Origin of the sequence: Meiothermus cerbereus DSM 11376, assembly GCF_000620065.1 — a bacterium.
In the GTDB taxonomy this organism is placed as follows: domain Bacteria; phylum Deinococcota; class Deinococci; order Deinococcales; family Thermaceae; genus Meiothermus; species Meiothermus cerbereus.
Genome location: NZ_KK211061.1, coordinates 26,455 through 42,787, shown reverse-complemented (window position 1 = coordinate 42,787; position 16,333 = coordinate 26,455). Strand labels below are relative to the sequence as shown.

The window sequence follows — 16,333 nt, the reverse complement described above, 5'->3', positions numbered from 1 at the left end:
GCCACTTCGCTTGTTGCACTCGGGCGAAAGCTCGAGTGAGGATTGAAACCCCACTCCGGAGGCGCCCGGCCTGAAAGCGTTACACTCAGGTGAGGGCTCGAGTGAGGATTGAAAAACCATGGCAGAACGAAAACCCATCAACGCCCAAAACTACCACCGTTTGGTGGTAAAGGTGGGCAGCGCTGTGCTAAGCGGTGCAAAAGGACGTCAACAGCAGCTCGAGATAGCCGCACAAATAGCTGCGCTTCGGGCAGAAGGCCGCGAAGTGGTGCTGGTTTCCTCTGGGGCTGTGGCTACCGGCCTGAGTAAGCTGGGTTTCAAGGAGCGTCCAAAAACCATGCCCGGCAAACAGGCCCTGGCCGCGGTAGGCCAACCCACGCTGATGTATTTGTGGGAGCAGGCGTTTAGCTGGTACGACCTGAAGGTGGCCCAGGTTTTGCTCACCGCGGAAGACCTGGGCCACCGCCAGCGCTATCTAAACGCCCGGCAAACGCTCGAAACGCTCCTGGAGTGGGGCATTGTCCCCATCATCAACGAGAACGACACGGTGATGGTGGAGGAGATCAAGTTTGGCGACAACGACCAGCTATCGGCCTTAATTGCTTCGCTGGTGGGGGCCGATCTGCTCATTTTGCTCTCAGATATCGAGGCCCTCTTTGAGGCCGACCCCCGCACCCATCCCGAGGCCAGGCCCATTCCCTTTGTGGAGCGGGTGGATGCTGCGGTGCTGCGCATGGCGGGCGACAGCCCAGGCCGGGTGGGCACCGGCGGGATGAAAAGCAAGCTGCTGGCAGCCGAAAAAGCCCAGGCCGCCGGAATTCCCACTCTGCTGCTGCCTGGCCATAGGCCCCAAAGCATCAGCCAGGCCCTGCGCGGTGAGCCAGTCGGCACGCTATTTGCCGGGGGCAGTCGGCGCTACAGCGGTCGCAAGCTCTGGCTGTACCAGCTCCCCAAACCCCAGGGGGAGGTGGTGGTGGATGCCGGGGCAGCCCAGGCTTTGCGCCAGGGCGGGGCCTCCCTTTTGCCGGCGGGTATCCTGGAGGTGCGTGGGCAGTTCGGCGTGGGCGAGGCGGTCAGGTGCCTGGATACCGAGGGCAGCCTAATTGGGATAGGTCTGGTGAACTACAGCGCCTCGGAACTATCACGCATCAAGGGCCGCAAGACCCGCGAGATCGAGGCCCTTTTGGGTTACAAGAATACCGACGAGGCCATTCACCGCGACTACTTTGCCCTGGCCTCGGAACTGGAGTGATATTTTGGTGTCATGACCGCCACCCCCCCACTCCAGAGCTACGCCCTGGCCGCTAGGGACGCTGCAAGGGCTTTGTCGGCAGCCCCGCCCAAAGCCAAGAACACCGCGCTGCTGGCCATGGCGGCGAAGCTCGAGGCGCAAAAAGAGGCCCTCTACGCTGCCAACCAGCAGGATCTGGAGGCTGCCCAGGCCAGCGGCCTCTCGGCGGCCAAACTCGACCGCCTGCGCCTGAACGAAAAAGTGCTGCACGACCTTTTGGCGGGGTTGCGGCAGGTGGCCGAGATGCCCGACCCCATCGGCGAGATTGAAGGCTTAGAGATTCGCCCCAACGGCCTGCAGGTGGGGCGGATGCGGGTTCCGCTGGGGGTCATCGGCTTCATCTACGAGTCGCGCCCCAACGCCACCGTGGAGGCCAGCGCCCTCTGCCTCAAGGCCGGAAACGCCATCCTGCTGCGGGGGGGCAAGGAGGCCTGGCACTCCAACAACGCCCTGGTGGGGCTTTTACAGGAAGCCCTGCTCGAGGTCGGCCTGCCCAAAGAGGCCATCCAGCTCGTCCCCACCACCGACCGCAGCGCCATCCTGGAGATGTGTCGTCTGGGGGGCCTCCTGGATCTGATCATCCCCAGGGGTGGTAGGGAGCTAATCGAACTGGTGCAGCGCGAGGCCCGCATGCCGGTGCTGGCCCACGCCGAAGGGGTCAACCACCTCTTTGTGGACCAAAGCGCCGACCTGGAGATGGCGCTACAGATTGCCCTGAACGGCAAAGCCCAGCGCCCCAGCACCTGCAACAGCCTGGAGAAGGTGCTGGTACACCAGGCCATCGCCCCGGTGTTTTTGCCCCGGCTGGCCCAAGTTATGCAGGCCGCCGGGGTGGAGCTGCGCGGCGACGAGCGCACCTGTGCCCTCATCCCCGCCAAGCCGGCCAGCCCTGAAGACTGGGCGATGGAGTACCTGGACTTGATTCTGACCGTGAAGGTGGTGGACTCGCTCGAGGAAGCCCTGAAGCACATCGCCCGCTATGGCTCGCGGCACACCGAGACCATCTGCACCCAGCACCATGCCCACGCTATGCGTTTTTTGCGCGAGGTGGATGCCTCGCTGGTGCTGGTGAACGCCTCGCCCCGCTTCAACGACGGCTTCCAATTGGGCCTGGGGGCCGAGATCGGCATCTCCACCAGCAAGCTGCACGCCTATGGCCCCATGGGAGTGAAGGAGCTCACCACCACCAAGTTCGTGGCCCTGGGCCAGGGGCAGGTGCGCGAGTAAAGATTGCAGCGCCAGGGTCTACATTTCGCATTACCCTGCCATCCAGCTCTACCCCCACACCCATGCAGTCCATCATCGCGCAGGTCTACCAGCTATATACGCGCGCCCACATCCCCTTTTTCTCGGCGGCTTTGGCCTACTATGCCCTGTTTAGCCTGATGCCTTTGCTGATTCTGCTGGCCGGCATCTTCGGTCTGGTGCTCTCGGGCAGCGAAGACCTGCGAACCGCGGTGCTGGTGCGGCTCATCGAGCTAGTGGTGCTGCTCTTCCCCACCCAGCCCGACCTGGCCCAGACGCTGGTGAACTTTTTGACTCGAGGGGCCTTCCCCCTTACGCTCCTGAGCCTGCTGGTGTTGCTGTGGGCCAGCAGCAACTTCTTTGCTGCGCTGGCCTATGCCCTGGGCATCATCTTCGGCGGGGCCTCGCCTCCCCCCCATCCAACGGCTAAGCCCCAGGCCGCACCTTTAGCCGAATCAGACCCTCTGCGGCGACGATTTCAGCGGGGCCTGGCCCTGCTGACTGTCCTGCGTGGGCGCATTGCAGGCCTGCTGGCCCCTTTGCTCTTGGGGCTGGCCCTGATTCTCTTGGCCCTGTTGGGGCTGGCCATGGGCTTTCTGTTGCGCTACCTCCCCGCCGAGCTGAGCTTTCTGCGAAGCGGGGTGGAGGTGGTCGTTCCGGTGCTGGGGGCGATACTGCTTTTTTTCCTGACCTACATGCTGCTTCCCGTGCCCACCCCGCGGGTTCTGGCCGCCTTTGCCGCCGCTATACTAGCCGCTTTGGCCTGGGAGGGCGTCCGGCTGGGCCTGCCCCTGCTGCTGCCCCGCACCCAGTACGAGCTCATCTATGGCCCCATCGCGGGCTTTTTGCTGGCCCTGGCTGGGTTTTACCTGACCATGTGGATTTTGTTGGTGGGGGCCGTATTGGCAAAAATTTTGACGGATCGCTCGAGCGACACCATTTAGCACGGTTTTCCGCATGATGGACAACCCGCCTCGGAAAAGCACCCCGGGCCCGTTTTTTTCAGCAATGGCCGGGTGTGGCGGTATGCTAGAACCATGAACCACCCGGTACCCACCCCGCACCCCACCACCCAGGCGCCCAGCGTGATCCGGCTGGCGGGGGTCGCGGTGGAGTTCGAGGGACGGGAAGTGCTCTCTGGCGTGGACCTCGAGGTGCACAAAGGTGAGTTTGTGGCCATCATTGGCCCCTCGGGTGGCGGCAAGAGCACCCTCCTGCGCCTGATTGCAGGGCTGCTCAAGGCCCGGCAGGGCACGGTGGAAGTGGTGGGGCGGCCCGCCATGGTCTTCCAGGACTACCGCCTGCTGCCCTGGCGCACCGTAGAGCAGAACATCCGGCTGCCCATCGAGCTCACCGGCCGGGGCCGCATCGAGACCCACCTGGGCATGAAGCCCTATTTGAAGCTTTATCCGCACCAGCTATCGGGGGGCATGAAGGCCAGGGTCGCCATTGCCCGAGCGCTCGCCCAGGACGCCGAGGTGCTGTTGATGGACGAGCCCTTTGCGGCCCTGGACGCGCTGGTGCGGGAGCGTTTCAACCTCGAGCTCAAGCAACTGCACGAGCGCACCGGCAAAACCATCGTGTTCGTAACCCACAGCATCCGCGAGGCGGTGTATCTGGCCGACCGGGTGGTGGTGCTCTCCGGTGGCAAAATTGAGGCCATCCTGCAAACCAAGGGGGAAGGGCGCATCACCGCATTTACCGATGGGCTCGAGGCCGAGCTGCGCGAACGGCTGGGCGTGGCCGACTCTACCTTCGTCGAGCCCCCGCCCAAGCCCCTGCGCCCACCCTGGGAAATCCTGGGCACGCTTCTGCTGCTGGCCCTGTTTTTCTTAGGCTGGGGACTAATGGCAACTCGAGTTCCGGTGTTTGTACCCTCGCCCCTGGAAGTCTGGCAGGCCATCGGGAAGAATAGCGCGCTGCTCTTCCACAACGCCCTGACCACCCTCCAGACCGCTGGGCTGGGCATCCTGACCTCGCTGGTCATTGGACTACCCATAGGCTACGCGATGGGCCAGAGACGCTCGCTCGAGCGGCTTTTGTCGCCCTTTATTGTGGCCTTGCAGGCAGTCCCCACCATAATTGTGGCCCCGCTGCTCATCATCTGGTTCGGCTATGGGCTGGTCTCTAAGGTAACCATCGCCACCCTCATCTCCATCTTTCCGGTGCTGGTATCGACCATGGTGGGGGTGCGGGAGGTAGACCGCACCTACCGCGAGGTCTTCCAGACCATTGGCGCCTCGGCCTGGGGGGTGTTTAGCAAGCTCGAGTTCCCCGGCGCCCTGCCGGTCATCCTGGGCGGCCTGCGCCTGACGGTCTCGCTGGCTTTGATTGGGGCGGTGGTGGCCGAGTTTGTGCTGGGCGGCGGGGGGTTGGGGCACCTGGCCCAGACCGAGCAGCGCAACTTCAACTACGCCAACTCCTTCGCTGCGGTGGCAGTAACCGTTCTGCTGGGCATCTCCTTGTACGGGCTGGTAGCCCTGCTGGAAAGCTACGTGCTGCGCTACCGCAGGCGATAACCGTATTTCTTTTCATTGACAGTGATAAAACATGTCTTCGATTTGTTCTTTTTCTGGAGCCCCCGCCTGAAGCGCGGGTAGCAACAGCCTGAAAAACGATGGTGCTCCAACAATCCCTAGCGGAACGATTCAGGTGGGGTTCATATCAGGGAGAGGCCTGGGCCTTTGCTGGTAGCTCCGCCTGACCCGGTCGCATAAGGCGGGGTCAGGCCAATCCAAGGACTTTGTGGTCTCCTCCGGCCTTCTATCTATAACGCTGCAACAGGTTGTAGGCGAACTCCTGCATCAGCTCGGGACGCGCCTCTTCCAGCTGCCACAAAAGGCGCAGCAGTTCGTCGTCGGACAGCTCGAGCAAGGGCTCGAGGTCTAGCAGCCTCGTTTTGGGTAGCTTTTTCCGAGCAAAAATTTCAGGGGCCTCCAGGGCCGCCAGGGCTACCGCCACCACGTGCTTGCACACCGGCCCCCAGGCATAGGGGCAGGTACAGTCCCACTCGCCTTTGCTGAGGTTAATCTCCACCCGGTACGGGAAAGGGGCGCTCCCCTGCACCCGCGCTTGCAAGCGGCCCCGGCTGCGGCTGGCCTCGAGCACCGCCCCACGCAAAAAGAGGGCCCGGCCCCGCTCCAGCACCCCTGGGTCGGCCAGATCCAGCAAGCTTTGCAGTTCCAGTTGCACCTGCTTATCAAAATCCAGCCCGCTTCACTTTGCAAGTCCTGGGTTTGTGACTAAACTAACTTTGGGCCACAAGGCCCAATTCCTTCAGGGCGGGGTGCAATTCCCCACCGGCGGTGATGGCGGCCTGGCCGCCCGAGCCCGCGAAGCCTGGAAATCTGCCGCACATCCAGGCCCGATTGCGTGAAAATCGCAAGCCGACGGTTATAGTCCGGATGGGAGAAGGAGTGAAGCCTGGGTGCCCTGTGCCTGGGCGTAGCAGGATGTGTAATACCTCGTAAACCCTCTTCACAACCGTTGGGCATTACCAGACTCGGGTCGGATGCAGTTCGTGCCTGTTTCGGCCCTTTGGGACAGCACGGTGTGTTGAGGTGAGTGATGCGAAAACTTGTAGTGGTGCTGACCGTGTTGCTGTCGCTGGGCCTGGCCCAGACGCAAAAGGTGCGGGTAGGGCTGGGTTACCTGCCCGACGTGCAGTTTGCCCCCTTTTATGCCGGGGTGGTCGAGGGTATCTACGCAAGGCGCGGACTGGACGTAGAGTTTCAACACGGCTTCTCCTCGGAGCTGTACCCCTTGCTGGTTCAGGGAAGGCTCGATTTTGTGGTAGCCGATGCCGAAGACGTGATGGCCCTGCGCGCCCAGGGAACCCCGCTCAAGTACGTGCTGGCCCTCTACCAGAGCGTGCCCAACGCCCTCTTCTCGCGGGCCGAGAAAAACATCACCTCGGTGCGCGACCTCAAGGGCAAGACCATTGGGATACCGGGGCTTTTTGGCACCTCGTACACCTCGTTGCAGGCCATGCTGCGGGCGGCTGGCTTGCGCGAGTCGGACGTGAGAATCGAACAGATTGGCTTTACCCAGGCCGAGGCCATCGTGAGCGGGCGGGTAGATGTGGCTATGGGCTTTATCAACAACGAGCCCATCGTGCTCGAGGCCCGTGGTATCAAGCTCAATGTGATTCCCGCCGGCCCCTACAACCGTTCGCCGGGGGTGGGAGTCATCTCCACCGATCGGGTGCTGGAAAACGCCGAGCTGGCCCGCCGTTTTGTGCAGGCCACCCAGGAAGCCATGGCCCTGACCCTGCGGGAGCCGCGCAAGGCTTTTGAGGCCTCCAAAATGTACGTGCAACCTCTGGGCGAAGACCGTTTCCGGGTGCTCGAGGTCTCGCTCAGGCTCTACCAGTCGCCCTACACCCGCCAAAACGGGCTGGGCTTCTCCAACCCCCAGGGCTGGCAGAGCGGGCTGACCCTGCTCAAACAGACCGGACGGGTCAAAACCGACCTGCCCTTTACAGCCTTCTTCACCAACGAGTTTTTGCAGCGTGGCCTGCAGGTCAGTACCAGCGCGGCAAAATAAAGGCATCCCCCGCGCCAGTTCCCGGCCCTCTTGACCCCCGCCCTGTGCGGGGGTTTTTCAACATAGCCGCCTCCCGCCAAGCAGGAACCGGGCACCGTGCTACCGCGCTGTTGGGAAAGGCCGGCATTGGCGTAGCCCAGGGCTGGCAAGAAAAGCTGCGCTATAGCAAAAAATCGGCCTCGAGGCCCGCTCTGCGTGCTAGTATGGTTGTATGTTTGGGCTGGTGCCGCTAGCGCTGCCTTAGGGGAGGCCTGTGTTTGGCCAACTCCCCCTTCTATCTTGAAGGGGGTTTTTTACCAGCGCGCACCGTGCCCTCAGCAAAAGCCCGCATTTCCTTTTCGGGCTTTGTGGCAATAAAATGTCCCGTTGAGAACTGGAGCAACGAAGATGCTGACAACCGACAAATACAACCCCCACGAGCTCGAGCCCAAATGGCAAAAATACTGGGATGAAATCGGGCTGTTAAAGGCCACTGAAGGCAGGGGAAGCAAAAAAGCCTACATCCTGGTGATGTTCCCCTACCCTTCCGGCGACCTGCACATGGGCCACCTCAAGAACTACACCATGGGCGATGCGCTGGCCCGTTTCCGGGTACAACAGGGCTATAGCGTGCTGCATCCGTTTGGTTGGGACGCCTTTGGGCTGCCCGCCGAAAACGCCGCCCTGAAGTTTGGCGTAAGCCCGGCCGACTGGACCTTTGGCAACATTCAGCAGTCCAAGGAATCCCTGGCCCTGATGGGCATCCGCTACGACTGGAGCCGCGAGGTAACCACCTGCCTGCCCGATTACTACAAGTGGAACCAGTGGATTTTCCTCAAAATGTACGAGCGCGGCCTGGTCTACCGCAAAAAGAGCCTGGTCAACTGGGACCCCGTCGAGCAAAGCGTGCTGGCCAACGAGCAGGTGATTGATGGGCGTGGCTGGCGCTCGGGGGCGCTGGTGGAGAAGCGGGAGCTCGAGCAGTGGTACCTCAAAATCACCGACTACGCCGAGCGGCTTTTGAACGACCTGGACAAGCTCTCGCGCTGGCCCGAAAAGGTCAAGGCCATGCAGCGGGCCTGGATTGGCAAAAGTGTCGGCGCCGAGTTCGACTTCCAAGTAAAGGGTCATGGTGCAAAGATTCGGGTCTTCTCCACCCGCCCCGATACCATTTTTGGCGCAACCTTCATGGTGCTGGCCCCCGAACACGAGCTGGTGGCCCAGATCACCACACCCGAGCAGAAAGCCGCCGTGGAAGCCTACGTGGCCGCTACCCGCATGAAGAGCGAGGTCGAGCGCCAGATGGTAGATCGCGAGAAAACCGGGGTCTGGACAGGCGCCTACGCCATCAACCCCGCCAATGGCAAGGAAATCCCCATCTGGATTGCCGACTATGTGCTGGCTGGCTACGGCACCGGGGCCATTATGGCTGTACCGGGCCAGGACGAGCGCGACTGGGAGTTCGCCGAGAAGTTCGGTCTGGAAATCATCCGCACCGTCGAACCACCCCAGGGGTGGCAGGGCAAGGCCTATACCGAAGACGGCCCGGCCATCAACTCCGACTTCCTGAACGGGCTTTATGTGGAAGAGGCCAAGCAAAAAATCATTGCCTGGATGGAAGAAAAAGGCATTGGCGAGGGCAAGGTCAACTACCGCCTGCGCGACTGGCTGATTAGCCGCCAGCGCTACTGGGGCACCCCCATCCCTATGATCCACTGCGATAGCTGTGGCATCGTGCCGGTGCCCTACGAGCAGTTGCCGGTCGAGCTGCCCACCCTGCGCGATGTGGAGGACATCCGCCCCAAGGGCAAAAGCCCCCTGGCCGCCCACCCCGAGTTTTACGAGTGCGCGTGCCCCAAGTGTGGTGGGCAAGCCCGGCGCGACACCGATACCATGGACACTTTTATTGATTCGTCGTGGTACTTCCTGCGCTATACCGATGCCCAAAACCCCGACCTGCCCTTCGACCCCCAAAAGGCCAACTACTGGATGCCGGTAGACCAGTACATCGGCGGTATTGAGCACGCTATTCTGCACTTGCTGTACTCCCGCTTTTTTACCAAGTTTTTGCACGACCTGGGCATGGTAGAAGCCGCTGAGCCCTTCGAGGGCCTCTTTACCCAGGGCATGGTGATGGGCTGGACCAACGTGGGTGAGGTGGAAATACGCGAGGGGCGCATCTACTTCAAAGATGACGCCCGCCGCAGCAAGCTCGAGCTCGAGCAAGGCCTAACCCTCGAGGAGGCCCAGAAAAGCGGGGCCGAGCTGCGCCAGGAAGAGGGCAAAACCTACTTCTGGAAGCCCGCTGTGATGAGCAAGAGCCTGGGCAACGGGGTGATGGTGGGGCCGTTTGTAAAAGAACAGGGGGCCGACATTGCCCGCATTACCATTCTGTTCGCCGCCCCGCCCGAAAACGAGATGATCTGGACCGAAGAGGGTGTGCAGGGGGCCTGGCGCTACCTGAACCGGGTTTACCGCCTGGTTGCCGAGCACCTGGCCGAGCTGAAGACCCAGGCCGACCTGCAAGAGCCTGCCGGGCTGGAAGGCCCACACAAGGCCCTTTACCAAAAGCTGCACCAGACCATCAAGAAGGTAACTGAAGACCTCGAGGCCCTGCGCTTCAACACCGCCATTGCCGCCCTGATGGAGCTCTTAAACGCCCTGGGCGACTACCGCAAGGAGCACGGCGTTACCCCGGTCTTCCGCGAAGCAGTGCTGCGCTACATCCAGATGCTGGCCCCCTTCGCCCCCCACCTGGCCGAAGAGCTGTGGCACGAGTTTTACACCCACTCGGTCTTCAGCGACCCCTGGCCTACCCTGGACCAAGCCGCCCTGGTGGCCGACAGCTTCGAGCTGGTGGTGCAGGTTAATGGCAAGTTGCGTGGCAAGGCCAGCATCAGCACCCAGGCCAGCCAAGAGGAAATCAAGCGCATTGCAAAAGAAATTCCCAACGTACAGCAGTACATCGCGGGCAAAGAAGTGGTGAAGGAAATCTACGTACCCGGCAAGCTGCTGAACATCGTGGTTAGGGGATAAGAAATACCCTTGCTGCGCTGTGCTTATGGGGGCCCCTACCCGAAACCTTCAGCTTTGTGTCTGGAATGTGCTTCGGGTAAGAGACCGGGATGTTTTCCCGCAACCGCTACTGTATTGGACAAATGGCACTGGAAACTCGCTGCCCAGGCGCGTACCATTTGGGTATGATCACAATGCATAAAATCAACAGCCTGGCCGAGCATCAGGTGCTCGAGTGCGTAGGGGAGGATGCGGGCGACACCTTCCGTATCATCGTTAAGCACACCTCGCCCAGCCACTATGAGGCCCTGGGCAAGGTAACGCTCAAGGACGCCAGCGTCAACTACAAGTCTTCGGGATCCATGACCCCCGACCTCCTGCTGCAATGGCTCGATACCCTTTTCGACCGGTGGCCAAAAGCCAAAAACATACCCTGGGCCCTGCACGACCTCGACGAAAAAACCCAGCAGTTCGTGCGCGAGGTTCGCCAGGCCACCGATGTGATCTAATACCAGATTCGGTTAGTTCGTCACCGAACGGTGACGAACTAACCCGACCGAAGGGATACGCTTTCTTCGCCGAGCGCAGCGAGGGGTGTGCTCTAGGATTCAAAAAGATAGCCTCTTAGCGCTTTTTGTTTGAAGATTATCTTTTTGAATCCGGTATAAGTTGCGCCAGGGCAGATTGGCAAAACCAGCGGAATGAGTCAATGCATACCTGGCGCAATTCCTAAAGCGAACATTCGGTACGGCATCTTGCATTCCGCTTATGGAGACACTTAAAAATCAGGACTGCTCGTAGTCGTGGTAATCGGCCTGCCGGGCCCGCCGCAAGCGGGCGCGCAGCGCGGCAGGTGTGTAGGGCGTTTTCTGGTGCACAATGGCCCCAAATCCGGCCATCAGCAAGGCAGGAAACAGCAGCAGCAAGCCCTGAAGGGGATCGGGCACGTAAGGCATGGGGAACTGCGTCGTTAGGGCCCAAAGTTGAACCAGGGGCAGGATACCTCCCATTAAAAGCCCGCTAAGCCACCACTGGCGCGGCCACCACCACCCCACCACGAAACCCAGCAAGAGCAACAGCGTTCCAGCAAACAGCAAATCCACGTTGCCCAGATCGGCCAGGGCAACCAATAAGCCAATCCCCGCCGGTATGAAGAAGCGCAAAAGAGCCCGAACACCAGGTTTCATGACCCTACAATATCGGGTTTAGAGCGGTTTTGGGTATAATACCGGATTCAAAAAGATACTCTTCAAACAAAAAACATCAAGGGGCTATCTTTTTGAATCCTAGAGCACTCCCTTCGGTCGGGTTAGTTCGTCACCGTTCGGTGACGAACTAACCGAATCTGGTATAAGTTGCGCCAGGGTAGATTGGCAAAACCCGCGGAATGATATGAACCCCGCCTGAATCGTTCCGTTAGGGGTTGTCAGAGCATCCTGGCTTTTCGAGCTAATGCTACCCGCGCTTCAGGTGGGGGCCCCAGAAAAAGACCAAATCAAAGACATTTATTATGAGTCTATGCGTCCCTGGCGCAATTCCTAAAGCGACCTTTCGGAACAGCATCTTGCATTTCAACTATGGAGACACTTATGCCCGGTTCAGCCCTACAACCGCAGAATACCTCTCTCCAGCGCTACCGTTACGGCTGCGGTGCGGTCGTCTACCCCCAGCTTTTCGAAGGTGTGCAGCAGGTGGGTTTTGACGGTGGCCTCACTAATTTTTAGCTTGCGGGCGATTTCTTTGTTGGAGAAGCCTTTGGCTACCAGGGCCAGCACCTCGAGCTCACGCACCGACAAGGTTTCTTCCCCAGGGCCGCGCATCCGGCCCAACAGGCGGGCGGCCACCGGGGGCGAGAGTACCGCTTCGCCTTTGGCGCACAGCCGCACGGCGCGGAAAAGCTCTTCGCGTGGGACATCCTTGAGCAGGTAGCCGGTAGCGCCGGCCTCCACCGCCCGCACGATTTCGGAGTCGGTGTCGTAGGTGGTTAGCACCAGCACCTGAACCTTGGGGAAGCGGGCCCGTACCTGCCGGATGGCGGTTACCCCATCCATCTGGGGCATACGCAAGTCCATTAGCACCACATCGGCCCCGACTTGCTCGAGCAAGCCCAGGGCCTCGAGGCCGTTGGAGGCTTCACCGACTACCTCGAAGTCGGGCTGGGAAGAGAGCAGCCCCGAAAGGCCCGCCCGTACCACGGGGTGGTCGTCCACCAAAAGAAGCCGAATGGGAGTTGGAAGGTTCATAGGGTTTTTTCCTCCGCTTTGGAGCGCCCGCTGTACAGGGGCAGACTAAAGGCCAGGGTAGTGCCCAGCCCAGGCTCGCTCTCTACGGTCATCTGGCCCCCCAGCGCTTCTACCCTTTCGCGCATCGAGCGCAGGCCAAAACTGCCTGAAGTGGGCGGTTGCAGGCCCACCCCATCGTCTTGCACGTCCATCAGCACCATGTCGCCCAGGTAGGAGAGGGTGAGGGTGGCATGGCGGGCTTTGGAGTGTTTGCGTATATTGGCCAGGGCCTCCTGAGCTATGCGCAACAGACCTACCTCGAGCTCCGGGTGCAGCGGGCGGGGCTCGCCGGTGAGGGTGAACTGGGCCTGCACCCCGCTCTCCTGCTGCCAGCGCCTCATCAGCCGCTGCAAGGCTTCGGGCAGCGAGGTGTTCTCGAGAATCTCCGGTCGCAAAGCCCAGACCATCCGGCGGGCCTCCGATAATCCCTCGCGGGCTGCGTTGCGGGCTTGTTCCAGGTAGCGGCCAGCCGAAGTCTCGTTTTCCGAGGCCATCTCGGCGGCCTCGAGCTGCACCACAATGCTGGCAAAGCCCTGGGCTAGGGTGTCGTGAATCTCGCGGGCCAGGCGCTGGCGCTCCTCCAGAACCCCCGCCTGGCGCGAGGCCTGCTCGAGCTCGCGGCGGGTGCGCTCGAGTTCCTCCCGTGCTTTAGTCTCCCGTACCAGAAGCTCGAGGGTAAAAAGCGCATACCCCGAGTACAGAAAAGCGATGAAGATAAAAAAGGCCAGGCTCAGGTTGGGGTACTCGGCAGGGGTGGGCAGGGCCCCCCAGGAGGTGGTTCCCTGCGGCCCCTGGCTCAAGACGATTTCAAAGGTAATTTGCAAGGGCTCCTGCTGGGCCCACCAGACCGACAAACCGCCCAGTCCCAGCACAATCAAGAGCACCACCCACAACGGCAACCAGTAGCGGGCCACAACCGGAACCAGGCCCAGGGCCAGAAAGGGCAGGTAGTTCTGGCTCAGCCAGGCCACCACCCCCACCCCAATCAGAATCAAAAAGGCAAACTCCCAGGCCCGGCGCTGCCCGGGTCGCACAGCCCAGACCACCACCCCCAACAAAGCCACCGCCGCGCCGATGCGCCAGGCCGTCTGGGCCGGGTCTTGCCAGGGCAGCACGGTGGGCACCTCGAGCGGCCTGGCCGGCACCAGCAGGGTAAAGGCCAGCACCGTCAGCAGGTTGAGGGCGGTAAGTAGTACCACCACCTGCGCCACGGGGCGGCCTGCAAAATAGCGCCGGAATGGCGAAAGCATACAAGAATTGTATGCCCAGTCCGCCCCTGCGGTTTGCATAGGAATACCCATTTGCCTGCCCTACGCAAGAACCCCGTTCTCATGCAAAAATAGGCCTGTTCCAATCGCCCAAGCCTTCCAATAGGCGGGCTTCGCAGCAGGAGGTTGCATGCAGAAAATCACCTTGCCCCATCGCTACTCCACCAGCAGTTCGCGCTTCCGCGAAGCCTCCATCGAGAGCGGCTGGCTCTGCTTCAAGAATGGCGCGGTCTCAATTCGTATTCATCTTCCGTTGGTCACGCGACTCGAGCTTTCTTACCAGATGCGCGACTGGTTGTTGGCGGTGGCTTTTGTGGGCTTCTTTGTGGGGCTGGCCAGCTTCGGGCTGCGCTCGTTGGGCTGGCTGAACATCCCCCAATTGCTCCGGCTCAACGCATCTGCACTTGAGTACGGAGCCCTGGCCCTGGCGGTGATTGCCTTTGTGAGCTATCTGCTCTTCCCCATCCGGGTTTTATACCTCTACGACGGCAACGCTGCCCCGCTTCTGGTGATGGGCAGCAAAAAGGCCATCGAGGACATGGAAAACACCCTCTGGGTTTTCTTAGAGACCCATAAAAAGCAACCCTGAGGGATTATGGAATCGGTCTGGGACTACCCCCGCCCCCCGCGCTGTGAACCCACAGCAAAACGCATTCTGGTGCGGCTCGGCGAGCTGGTCATCGCCGATAGCAGCCGGGCCTGCCGCGTGCTGGAAACCAGCCACCCGCCGGTCTACTACATCCCGCCCGCGGATATTCGCATGGGTCTGCTGGAAGCCACCCCACGTCAGACCTACTGTGAGTTCAAGGGTGGGGCCAGCTACTGGACGCTCAAAGTGGGCGACACCGTGCTGCCCAACGTGGCCTGGAGCTACGAAGACCCTACCCCCGGTTTTGCGGCCATCAAAGGTTATCTGGCTTTTTATCTGGAACCCCTCGAGGGCTTTGTGGATGGCGAAAAAGCCCAGCCCCAACCGGGACGCTTCTACGGGGGCTGGGTGACCAAAGACATCGTGGGGCCGTTCAAGGGTGGGCCGGGAACTCAGGGATGGTAGCCTGACCACCCCGAACCTGCACACAGGTTCGTATTCTGACGCTTATATAGTTTACAAGTTTTGTCATCTTTGCTAACCTGACCTGCATCGGCTGGGAATAGCCAGCCAGTAGGGAGGACAGATGTCGCTTTCACGCAAGGGTTCACAGAAGAGGCTGGTTACTCCGGTTCTGCCCCAGCAGACCACCCGGCCCCAGTACGGCCTGCTGGGGCTGGGGCTTTTGGGCGCAGCCTGGCTCTATGTGCACTTATCCACAGCCCAGGGCCTGCTGCTGTTGCTGGGGGTGGGGCTGGGCTTTACCCTGTTCCACGCCCGGTTCGGCTTCAGCTCGGCCTTCCGTCAGCTTCTGAGCGTGGGGCAGGGACGGGCCCTGCAGGCCCATATGCTCTTGCTGGCGGTTACCGCCACCCTGTTTGCCCTTTTGTTTACCCTGGGCCAGGGGCTGGGCGGCCAGCCGCTGGCGGGATACCTGGCCCCCATCGGGCCGGGGCTCTTGCTGGGGGCTTTTTTGTTTGGGGTAGGCATGCAACTGGCCGGGGGGTGCGCCTCGGGCACCCTCTACGCTACCGGGGGCGGCAGCCTGGTGGGCCTGGTGGCCCTGTTGAGCTTTATGGGGGGCTCGGTGCTGGGGGCCTGGAACCTCGAGTTCTGGACTTCAGGACCAGGGGCAGTGGGCAGCCTGCCGCCCATCTCGCTGGCCGAGCGCTTGGGGCTGTGGGGGGCGTTGGCCCTGACGCTTGCACTGGTGGGAGGGCTGGCCCTACTGGCCGAGTGGGTTATCCGCAAACGGCAACCTCCACCGCCGTTCCAACCTCGAGGCCCGCAGGGCTGGGCTCGAGTGCTGCGCGGCACCTGGCCGCTGTGGGTGGCTGCTTTGGTACTGGCCCTGCTCAACGCAGCGGTGCTCTACGTAAGCGGGCGCCCCTGGGGCGTTACCTACAGCCTGACCCTGTGGGGTTCGCAGGCCGTGGAAGCCCTGGGCCTGGCCCAGCCGGTGTTTTGGGGGTTCTGGAACGGCCAGTCGCCCCTGGGGCTCTCCCCCCTGGGCCACCCCACCGCCCTGACCAACCTGGGCATCCTGCTGGGCGCGCTCTTGAGCGCCGCCGCCGCCGGGGTGTTCGGCAAAAACCCCCGCCTGGGTTGGAAAACGCTTCTGGCCGCGGTGGTGGGTGGGCTCCTGATGGGCTATGGGGCCCGGCTGGCCTACGGCTGCAACATTGGCGCCTACATCGGCGGGGTGGCCTCCTTCAGCCTGCACGGCTGGGTCTGGCTGGTCATGGCCTTGCTGGGCACCGGCGCCGGGCTGAGGCTACGCCCCTGGTTTGGGCTCTCCAACCCCAGGCCCACCGACTCGGTCTGCTAGGGGCCTTTACGGGCGTATCCAAAACGTCTTCATACGCATTTCGGCAGTATCGTTCACTTTGGCAAGCCAAAACGATACTACCGAAATGCTGTTCTACTCCCTTTGGTCGGCTTGAATCCTTCAGCTCTAACTGCGCATGGCGGTGAAGGCTTCAAGCTGAAACGGAATCATACCAGATTCGGTTAGTTCGTCACCGAACGGTGGCGAACTAACCCGACCAACGGGAGTGCTCTAGGATTCAAAAAGATAACCTCATAAGGTTTTTCGTTTGATGACTATCTTTTTGAATCC

At 61.4% G+C, this 16,333-nt stretch carries 14 protein-coding genes and 1 riboswitch; of the genes, 10 read left to right on the top strand and 4 right to left on the bottom strand.

Features of this window, described 5'->3' with window-relative positions:
- Nucleotides 1–118: 118 nt before the first annotated feature.
- From proB to Q355_RS0113310, 4 genes are all read left to right on the top strand, one after another.
- Nucleotides 119–1,252 carry a glutamate 5-kinase gene (gene proB, locus Q355_RS0113325; protein ID WP_036259632.1) on the top strand — a complete coding sequence of 378 codons (1,134 nt, stop codon included), beginning with the start codon at nucleotides 119–121 and terminating at the stop codon, nucleotides 1,250–1,252.
- A 12-nt stretch (nucleotides 1,253–1,264) separates the two neighbouring features.
- Entirely contained in the window at nucleotides 1,265–2,518 is a 1,254-nt protein-coding gene (locus tag Q355_RS0113320; RefSeq protein ID WP_027878222.1) for a glutamate-5-semialdehyde dehydrogenase, read from the top strand.
- Nucleotides 2,519–2,580: 62 nt separating this feature from the next.
- Nucleotides 2,581–3,480, top strand: a complete 900-nt coding sequence (locus tag Q355_RS0113315) for a YhjD/YihY/BrkB family envelope integrity protein (RefSeq protein ID WP_036259629.1) — start codon at nucleotides 2,581–2,583, stop codon at nucleotides 3,478–3,480.
- A gap of 93 nt (nucleotides 3,481–3,573) precedes the next feature.
- A complete protein-coding gene (locus tag Q355_RS0113310) occupies nucleotides 3,574–5,055 on the top strand; it encodes an ABC transporter permease subunit (RefSeq protein WP_027878220.1) in 1,482 nt (493 codons plus the stop codon).
- A gap of 244 nt (nucleotides 5,056–5,299) precedes the next feature.
- On the opposite strand, the gene Q355_RS0113305 is transcribed toward Q355_RS0113310, so the two are convergent.
- Nucleotides 5,300–5,728: an SWIM zinc finger family protein gene (locus Q355_RS0113305; protein WP_027878219.1), complete on the bottom strand. Its 429-nt coding sequence runs from the start codon at nucleotides 5,726–5,728 to the stop codon at nucleotides 5,300–5,302.
- 76 nt (nucleotides 5,729–5,804) lie between these two features.
- Nucleotides 5,805–5,956, top strand: a riboswitch (FMN riboswitch).
- Between the two features lie 147 nt (nucleotides 5,957–6,103).
- Here Q355_RS0113305 and Q355_RS0113300 point away from each other — a divergent pair.
- The 3 genes from Q355_RS0113300 to Q355_RS0113285 all read left to right on the top strand — a co-directional run bounded on the left by Q355_RS0113300 (nucleotide 6,104) and on the right by Q355_RS0113285 (nucleotide 10,584).
- Nucleotides 6,104–7,081: an ABC transporter substrate-binding protein gene (locus Q355_RS0113300; RefSeq protein ID WP_027878218.1), complete on the top strand. Its 978-nt coding sequence runs from the start codon at nucleotides 6,104–6,106 to the stop codon at nucleotides 7,079–7,081.
- A gap of 387 nt (nucleotides 7,082–7,468) precedes the next feature.
- Nucleotides 7,469–10,096 carry a leucine--tRNA ligase gene (gene leuS / locus Q355_RS0113290; protein ID WP_027878216.1) on the top strand — a complete coding sequence of 876 codons (2,628 nt, stop codon included), beginning with the start codon at nucleotides 7,469–7,471 and terminating at the stop codon, nucleotides 10,094–10,096.
- Nucleotides 10,097–10,260: 164 nt separating this feature from the next.
- Nucleotides 10,261–10,584, top strand: a complete 324-nt coding sequence (locus Q355_RS0113285) for a hypothetical protein (protein ID WP_027878215.1) — start codon at nucleotides 10,261–10,263, stop codon at nucleotides 10,582–10,584.
- 276 nt (nucleotides 10,585–10,860) lie between these two features.
- On the opposite strand, the gene Q355_RS0113280 is transcribed toward Q355_RS0113285, so the two are convergent.
- From Q355_RS0113280 to Q355_RS16030, 3 genes are all read right to left on the bottom strand, one after another.
- On the bottom strand, nucleotides 10,861–11,262 hold the full coding sequence (locus Q355_RS0113280) for a hypothetical protein (RefSeq protein ID WP_027878214.1): 402 nt from the start codon (nucleotides 11,260–11,262) through the stop codon (nucleotides 10,861–10,863).
- A 417-nt stretch (nucleotides 11,263–11,679) separates the two neighbouring features.
- Nucleotides 11,680–12,318: a response regulator gene (locus Q355_RS0113275; RefSeq protein ID WP_036259627.1), complete on the bottom strand. Its 639-nt coding sequence runs from the start codon at nucleotides 12,316–12,318 to the stop codon at nucleotides 11,680–11,682.
- The gene (locus Q355_RS16030; RefSeq protein ID WP_051529442.1) at nucleotides 12,315–13,607 is read right to left on the bottom strand and encodes a sensor histidine kinase; all 1,293 of its coding nucleotides are present in this window, start codon (nucleotides 13,605–13,607) and stop codon (nucleotides 12,315–12,317) included. The genes Q355_RS0113275 and Q355_RS16030 overlap by 4 nt, the downstream gene beginning before the upstream one ends.
- A gap of 148 nt (nucleotides 13,608–13,755) precedes the next feature.
- Here Q355_RS16030 and Q355_RS0113265 point away from each other — a divergent pair, with 148 nt between their 5' ends.
- From Q355_RS0113265 to Q355_RS0113255, 3 genes are all read left to right on the top strand, one after another.
- Nucleotides 13,756–14,214, top strand: a complete 459-nt coding sequence (locus Q355_RS0113265; protein WP_027878212.1) for a hypothetical protein — start codon at nucleotides 13,756–13,758, stop codon at nucleotides 14,212–14,214.
- Between the two features lie 6 nt (nucleotides 14,215–14,220).
- On the top strand, nucleotides 14,221–14,679 hold the full coding sequence (locus tag Q355_RS0113260) for a DUF427 domain-containing protein (RefSeq protein WP_051529441.1): 459 nt from the start codon (nucleotides 14,221–14,223) through the stop codon (nucleotides 14,677–14,679).
- A 121-nt stretch (nucleotides 14,680–14,800) separates the two neighbouring features.
- Nucleotides 14,801–16,042, top strand: a complete 1,242-nt coding sequence (locus Q355_RS0113255) for a YeeE/YedE family protein (protein WP_027878210.1) — start codon at nucleotides 14,801–14,803, stop codon at nucleotides 16,040–16,042.
- Nucleotides 16,043–16,333 lie beyond the last annotated feature (291 nt).

Coding starts and splice junctions, on each gene's coding strand:
- proB (WP_036259632.1), top strand. CDS start 119: ATGGCAGAACGAAAACCCATCAACGCCCAAAACTACCACCGTTTGGTG.
- Q355_RS0113320 (WP_027878222.1), top strand. CDS start 1,265: ATGACCGCCACCCCCCCACTCCAGAGCTACGCCCTGGCCGCTAGGGAC.
- Q355_RS0113315 (WP_036259629.1), top strand. CDS start 2,581: ATGCAGTCCATCATCGCGCAGGTCTACCAGCTATATACGCGCGCCCAC.
- Q355_RS0113310 (WP_027878220.1), top strand. CDS start 3,574: ATGAACCACCCGGTACCCACCCCGCACCCCACCACCCAGGCGCCCAGC.
- Q355_RS0113300 (WP_027878218.1), top strand. CDS start 6,104: ATGCGAAAACTTGTAGTGGTGCTGACCGTGTTGCTGTCGCTGGGCCTG.
- leuS (WP_027878216.1), top strand. CDS start 7,469: ATGCTGACAACCGACAAATACAACCCCCACGAGCTCGAGCCCAAATGG.
- Q355_RS0113285 (WP_027878215.1), top strand. CDS start 10,261: ATGATCACAATGCATAAAATCAACAGCCTGGCCGAGCATCAGGTGCTC.
- Q355_RS0113280 (WP_027878214.1), bottom strand. CDS start 11,262: ATGAAACCTGGTGTTCGGGCTCTTTTGCGCTTCTTCATACCGGCGGGG.
- Q355_RS0113275 (WP_036259627.1), bottom strand. CDS start 12,318: ATGAACCTTCCAACTCCCATTCGGCTTCTTTTGGTGGACGACCACCCC.
- Q355_RS16030 (WP_051529442.1), bottom strand. CDS start 13,607: ATGCTTTCGCCATTCCGGCGCTATTTTGCAGGCCGCCCCGTGGCGCAG.
- Q355_RS0113265 (WP_027878212.1), top strand. CDS start 13,756: ATGCAGAAAATCACCTTGCCCCATCGCTACTCCACCAGCAGTTCGCGC.
- Q355_RS0113260 (WP_051529441.1), top strand. CDS start 14,221: ATGGAATCGGTCTGGGACTACCCCCGCCCCCCGCGCTGTGAACCCACA.
- Q355_RS0113255 (WP_027878210.1), top strand. CDS start 14,801: ATGTCGCTTTCACGCAAGGGTTCACAGAAGAGGCTGGTTACTCCGGTT.